The organism is Cupriavidus sp. 05N38, from assembly GCF_056397345.1.
This window is the reverse complement of sequence record NZ_JBFTNF010000078.1, coordinates 24,589-30,667: the sequence shown is the minus strand read 5'-3', so window position 1 is coordinate 30,667 and position 6,079 is coordinate 24,589. Positions and strand designations below refer to the sequence as shown.

The 6,079-nt window shown below is 65.3% G+C and carries 8 protein-coding genes; 6 read left to right on the top strand and 2 right to left on the bottom strand.

The window, feature by feature from the left end:
* Positions 1 to 205: 205 nt before the first annotated feature.
* Entirely contained in the window at positions 206 to 1,603 is a 1,398-nt protein-coding gene (locus tag AC1DK4_RS35420; RefSeq protein ID WP_441622570.1) for an ISKra4 family transposase, read from the bottom strand.
* 36 nt (positions 1,604 to 1,639) lie between these two features.
* Positions 1,640 to 2,242, bottom strand: a complete 603-nt coding sequence (locus tag AC1DK4_RS35415) for a plasmid pRiA4b ORF-3 family protein (RefSeq protein WP_441622568.1) — start codon at positions 2,240 to 2,242, stop codon at positions 1,640 to 1,642.
* A 357-nt stretch (positions 2,243 to 2,599) separates the two neighbouring features.
* On the opposite strand from AC1DK4_RS35415, the gene atpD reads away from it, so the two are divergent.
* The 6 genes from atpD to AC1DK4_RS35385 are packed head-to-tail and all read left to right on the top strand — an operon-like array spanning position 2,600 to position 6,078.
* Positions 2,600 to 4,033, top strand: coding sequence for a F0F1 ATP synthase subunit beta (atpD, locus tag AC1DK4_RS35410; protein WP_477132099.1), 1,434 nt, complete (start codon positions 2,600 to 2,602; stop codon positions 4,031 to 4,033).
* Positions 4,023 to 4,418, top strand: coding sequence for a F0F1 ATP synthase subunit epsilon (locus AC1DK4_RS35405; protein WP_441622564.1), 396 nt, complete (start codon positions 4,023 to 4,025; stop codon positions 4,416 to 4,418). The genes atpD and AC1DK4_RS35405 overlap by 11 nt, the downstream gene beginning before the upstream one ends.
* Complete coding sequence (locus AC1DK4_RS35400; protein ID WP_441622562.1) at positions 4,415 to 4,774, top strand: AtpZ/AtpI family protein; 360 nt, start codon at positions 4,415 to 4,417, stop codon at positions 4,772 to 4,774. Before AC1DK4_RS35405 ends, AC1DK4_RS35400 begins: the two co-directional genes overlap by 4 nt.
* Positions 4,761 to 5,090 carry an N-ATPase subunit AtpR gene (locus AC1DK4_RS35395; protein WP_441622560.1) on the top strand — a complete coding sequence of 110 codons (330 nt, stop codon included), beginning with the start codon at positions 4,761 to 4,763 and terminating at the stop codon, positions 5,088 to 5,090. The genes AC1DK4_RS35400 and AC1DK4_RS35395 overlap by 14 nt, the downstream gene beginning before the upstream one ends.
* The gene (locus AC1DK4_RS35390; RefSeq protein WP_441622558.1) at positions 5,074 to 5,775 is read left to right on the top strand and encodes a F0F1 ATP synthase subunit A; all 702 of its coding nucleotides are present in this window, start codon (positions 5,074 to 5,076) and stop codon (positions 5,773 to 5,775) included. Before AC1DK4_RS35395 ends, AC1DK4_RS35390 begins: the two co-directional genes overlap by 17 nt.
* 21 nt (positions 5,776 to 5,796) lie before the next feature.
* A complete protein-coding gene (locus tag AC1DK4_RS35385) occupies positions 5,797 to 6,078 on the top strand; it encodes a F0F1 ATP synthase subunit C (protein ID WP_150990106.1) in 282 nt (93 codons plus the stop codon).
* The last annotated feature ends 1 nt before the right edge of the window (position 6,079 follow it).

Genomic DNA, 6,079 nt, shown 5'->3' with positions numbered 1-6,079 from the left:
GACGTCTAAACCGACATACAAAGTGCTATCGTGTTCCATGCTGGCCTCCGCGCTGGAAATCGCCGGGTGTGGCACTGTCCACACCATGCGGCTCTGGCAGTCATGCTAACCCGCGTTTGATTCCTCACGGCGGGCCAGCCTTTGCCTCCAGGGGAGTCATACTGACTAGCGCTGGAACACGAGAGCGCGCGAAATCGGGGGCTGACTAAGCGGCAAGGCGGTGGTCTTCTTCTCCGGCGATGGAGGGATACCAGCGTTCAACGTAAGAACATAGCTGGTTATTGAGCACCGCGGTCCGGATTTGCAGTAGTTTGTGCGTGTGCCGAGGCCGCCAGGCCATCTGCTGCCGTTTGACGAACCGCTTGCTGATCACCTGGTTGACGGCTGACTCGACAAAACCTGAGGCAATGGGCTTGCCATGTCGATAGCGGTCACCGTAGTTCACGATGAAGTGCCGGTTGTTGTCCAAGTAGACAATGAACTCCTCGAGCTTGCCAAGGAGTTTGGCCTCCTCGGGGCTGGCCTCAGCGTCCAGATCCCAGCCCAGGCTTTCCAGTCGGCGCAACGCCGGATAGGGGCAGCCGTGCCACAGGTGCCACTTGGAGCTATGCAGCGCCTTGATCAATTCCGCGTTGCTGGGGCCGTCGCTGTGGGCCGGCCGGCCCTTGATCATCTGTGCGAGGTTCTGTACCCGCATGGCGATGTGGAACCAATCGAGAACGTACTCACCGCGGTCACCAAAACCGAGCTGGGCAAACCGTACGGTATCCCCGCCGTCCGACAGAAAGGTCACCGGCTGACTGGGTTGCACACCCTCACGAAGAAGGAAATTCCACATACGATCGGCCGGTCGGCGCTCCAGTTTATGCACGTAGGCAAAACTATGCCCGCCATCCTGATCCCGCAGGGACTTTCCGACGATCACTTCAAACCAGCCATCCTGGCGGCGCCGGTGGCCGGCCCGCCGAAGGTAGCCGCCGTCAATGCCGACCGCGCGGATCGGACTGGGCTCCGGGATCTCGGACGAACCGACGCTCGCGGTCACCTCCGCCTGCTGCCGGGCGTCGGTGGCCTGTTCCGCTTCCAGCCGGCGACCGAGCGTGGTGACCTGGCGCCGGATTGAGGTGGCTGCCAGTACATGATCGAGCGGCAATACCTCTTGAAGGACGTTGACGGTCAGACCATACGACATCAACGCCGCAAACTTGACCTCGAGATACTGCAGTTCTGGACTGACCCGCTCAGGCAGACAGCGGGCGACCGGGCTGAAGCTACCTGCGTCGCCCTGGCACCGCCGGCAGGGATACAGCCTCGGACTGTCAATCGACAGTCGCCCGAACGCGCTCCGGAAAACCAAGTAATGGTGGCCCTTGCAAGCCAGCTGCGCCCCGCACGTGGGACAAACGCTGGTCCGGGCAACTGCCTCCGCAACCTGTGCCGTGACCATCGTGCGCTGCAGCCGACCCAGCAATGATTTCGCCTCCTCCAGATGCAGGCCCAGCGAGCCCACATCAAGGCCATCTCTCTCGAGCTGGGCTATTTCGGTGACGGTGGCTGGCGCGCCTCCATCGTCCTGCACTACGAGTAGCAAGCTGATACGCATGGCCGCCGTCCTCCCTTGGAGGCTGCGGCGACCAGTCTACCCCTCGAGCTGTCGCAACCGATCATTGACGGTCTGACGGTCAAAGCGACGATCCAGCCAAGTCAGCCACCGGTCGACCGCGTCGCGTAGGTCTTCCAACACGATAGGCCCTTCGCGCAGCGACTCGATCCAATCGACGAACTCATATTCACTGTGTTCGCCCCTGGCCTCCAGATACCTCTCGATCCCGCCAATGTCCTCGGGCGGACATGGCCCGCAACCCGCCACGCAACGGGGCAGCCGACCAGGATGTTCCCGCAGCATACGCCGCTCCATCCGTATCTCGTGGCGCCACCACGCGTTGAAGTCATACACATAGACGAAGCCTTCGTGTTCGCGGAGATGAAACGCGGTCAGCGGCAGTTCGTTTGCCACTGTGCAGAACTGCAAGATGCCCTCATGAGCTTCGCCGTAACGTCTGCCACGAATGCTGAACTCGTGCAGATGTTCGTCGGCCCAGCCCATGACGACTTGGATGACATTTCGCCCGAGGGTCAAGTGCTCGGGAACGAGGACGCGCCGCCAAACCGGCGGGCTCAGGCCGCGCAGAGCAATTCGAAGTTGAAGGACGGAGATCGCCGGCCCAGGATCGGAAGCCATGCGCGCATTGTAGGTGCCTCATTGGCCTCTCGGCAGCGGTCCTGTGGTTTGCCCCCGATTTGGCGCGCTCTCGTCAGCACCGGCTGCGCAACGTCTTGCTTCGGGGCCACGCATGCGCTAAGTTGACCTGTATCAACTTTTCCCCGCTGCAGAAGCGCATCATTGTGCATTGCCGCACGCGCGGCGCCTGGTGTGGGCATCACGGTGAAAACGGCAGCAAGGGCACGGGCGGCTTGAGGATGATCGCATGACCGGAGCAAGGACAGCGCCAGTGGCGCATCGCCGGACGGCCATGCCGGCACGGTTGGGGGCCACGTGCCCGCATGGACCGGCTCCGCCCGCACATGGAGGCTGCCGGTGAGCGCGAGCCGGGGCGTGGTTGCTGCGGTGCGCGGCAGCGTCGTCGACGTGCGCTTCGAGGCGGGGCTGCCGCCGATTCGCACCTTGCTGCGTACCGGCGTGGATGGCCGGATCGCCATCGAAGTCCTGGCGCAGCGGGATGCGCGGCATGTGCGCTGCATCGCGCTGACCTCCACCCAGGGGCTGGCGCGAGGCATGGCGGTGCAGGACACCGGTGGGCCGTTGCAGGCGCCGGTGGGCGCCAGCATCCTGTCGCGCATGTTCGACGTGTTCGGCCAGCCCATCGACCGGTTGCCGGCGCCGCAGCATGTCCAGTGGCGTTCGGTGCACCGGGCGCCGCCGCCCCTGTCTCAGCGCTCCACGCAGTCGATGGTGTTCGAGACCGGCATCAAGGCGATCGACGTGCTGCTGCCGCTCGAAACCGGAGGCAAGGCAGGCCTGTTTGGCGGCGCGGGCGTGGGCAAGACGGTGCTGCTCACCGAGCTGATCCACAACATGGTCGGGCATCACCGGGGCGTGAGCATCTTCTGCGGCATCGGCGAGCGCTGCCGCGAGGGCGAGGAGCTTTACCACGACATGCGCGAGGCCGGCGTCCTGCAGGACATGGTCATGGTCTTCGGCCAGATGAACGAGCCCCCGGGCGCGCGCTTCCGGGTTGGCCATGCGGCGCTGACGATGGCCGAGTACTTCCGCGACGATGAGCACCGCGACGTCCTGCTGCTGATCGACAATATCTTCCGCTTTATCCAGGCCGGATCGGAGATCTCGGGCCTGATGGGGCAGATGCCGTCGCGGCTGGGCTACCAGCCGACCATGGGCACCGAACTGTCTGGGCTGGAGGAGCGCATCGCCAACACCGACACCGGTGCCATCACCTCGATCCAGGCGGTCTACGTGCCTGCGGACGATTTCACCGACCCGGCAGCGGTGCATACCTTCTCGCACCTGTCGGCGTCCATCGTGCTATCGCGCAAGCGCGCAAGCGAGGGCCTCTACCCGGCCGTCGACCCGCTGCAATCGAATTCCAGGATGGCCACGCCCGGCATCGTCGGCGCGCGCCACTATCGCCTGGCGCAGGATATCCGCCGCACGCTGGCCCAGTACGCGGAACTCAAGGACATCATCGCCATRCTGGGGCTGGAACAGCTCTCCCCCGCCGACCGCGACGTCGTCGCCCGCGCCCGCCGCCTGGAGCGTTTCCTGACCCAGCCGTTCTTCACCACGGAGCAGTTCACCGGCATCAAGGGCAGGACAGTCAGCCTGGCGGATTCGCTCGATGGGTGCGAGCGCATTCTGCGCGACGAGTTCAAGGACTACCCCGAAAGCGCGCTCTACATGATCGGGCCGATAGCCGAAGCGAGGGGCAAGCCCGCGCCCGTGGCGCCAGAACCAGCAGAGGAGAGCCATGCCGCCGGATCACATGCTTCTTGAAATACTGCTGCCCTTCCGGGTCTTCCTGCGCAAGCGCGAGGTGTTGCGCATCGTGGCGGAGACCGCCGGGGGGGCGTTCGGCATGCTGCCGCATCGCCTCGATTGCGTCGCGGCGCTCGCGCCCGGCATCCTGGCCTTTGAAACGCCGGCCGATGGCGAAGTGTTTATCGCGGTCGATGAGGGCGTGCTGGTCAAGACCGGCCTCGATGTGCGCGTGTCGGTGCGCCGCGCCATGGCAGGCGCCGACCTGGCCACGCTGCGCGACACCGTGGAGCGCGAGTTCCTGGCCCAGGACGAGCAGGCGCGCAGCCTGCGCACGGTCATGGCTAAGCTGGAGACGGGCTTTCTTGCCCGCTTCGCCAAGCTTCACAAGCCGTCGCCATGACCGTGCCACCGCCCGGCGGACAGCCGAAGCCCGAGCCCACGCTGGCAGGCAAAGTGGGCGCCAAGGCGCAGCGCAAGCTCAGGGCGCGGCGCCAGGGCGTGCCGGGGGTCTGGTTCGGGCTGGGCATGATGGGGCTGGTCGGCTGGTCGGTGGTTGTGCCGACGCTACTCGGCGCGGCGCTGGGCATCTGGCTGGACAAGCACTATCCGGGCCGGCACGTGTGGACGCTGGCGCTGCTGGTGGCCGGCCTGGTGCTCGGCTGCTTCAATGCGTGGCACTGGGTCGCCAAGGAGGACCGCGCCATGCGGCGGGACCAGGGCCAGAACGAGGAGGAGAAAGACGATGCGAATACATGACGTGGCGGCATTGCTGCTTGCGGCCCTCGTGGGTGGCGCACTCGGAGGCTTCTTTTTCGGCGGCCTGTGGTGGACGGTCCGCCGGACGCTTTCATCCGGAAAGTCGGCCCTATGGCTGCTGGGCAGCCTGCTGCTGCGCATGGGCGTCACGCTGCTCGGCTTCTACGCCGTCGGCGCGGGGCAATGGGAGCGGATGGCTGCCTGCCTGGCTGGTTTCGCAGTGGCACGCCTGGCGGTGACATGGATGACGGGGCGATGGGCGGACCACCGCCGCACCCCGGCGCCTCGGGAGACGGGCCATGCGCCTCAGCCCTGACCAGTGGATCTTCTGGCAGCACGGCTTCGTCAAGCTCAACGGCACGATCCTTTTCACCTGGGTGCTGATGGGGGTGCTGACCCTGGGCTCCTGGCTGGTCACGCGCCGGCTCTCGTCCGGCCACCGCCGCTCGCGCTGGCAGAACCTGCTTGAAATTATCGTGACCGGGATCGCGCAGCAGATCGCGGAAGTCGGCCTGCGCCAGCCGCGCAAGTATCTCGGTTTCCTGGGCACCCTGTTCCTGTTCGTCGCCGCGGCCAGCCTGTTTACCATCGTTCCCGGCTACGAGCCGCCCACCGGATCGCTGTCGACCACGCTGGCGCTGGCGTTGTGCGTGTTCGTGGCGGTGCCGCTGTACGGCATCCGCGACCAGGGGCTGCGCGGCTACCTGAAGTCCTACCTCGAGCCGACCTTGATGATGCTGCCGTTCAACATCATCAGCGAACTGTCGCGCACGCTGGCGCTGGCTGTTCGCCTGTTCGGCAATATGATGAGCGGAGCCATGATCATCGCCATTCTGGTGACGATCACGCCGTTCCTGTTTCCCATCGTGATGACCGCGCTCGGCCTGCTTACCGGCATGGTGCAGGCTTATATCTTCAGCATCCTGGCCGCGGTCTATCTCGCGGCGGCCACGCATAGCGGCAAGGCGGAGCCAGGCCTGCCGATCGAAAAAACACCCTGAACCCGACCAAGGAACCATCCCATGGACAGCCTGACAATCATCGCGGTGGCATCGATCGCCATGGCCGGCCTCTGCACCGGCTTCGGCTGCATGGGGCCCGCGCTCGCGGAAGGCCGGGCGGTAGCGACAGCGCTGACGTCGCTGGCGCAGCAGCCCGATGCATCGGCCACGATCACGCGCACGCTCTTTGTCGGCCTGGCGATGATTGAGTCGACGGCGATCTACTGCTTCGTCGTCTCGATGATCCTGATCTTTGCCAACCCCTTCTGGAACGCCGCCATCGCCCGCGCGGTGGCCAGGTAAG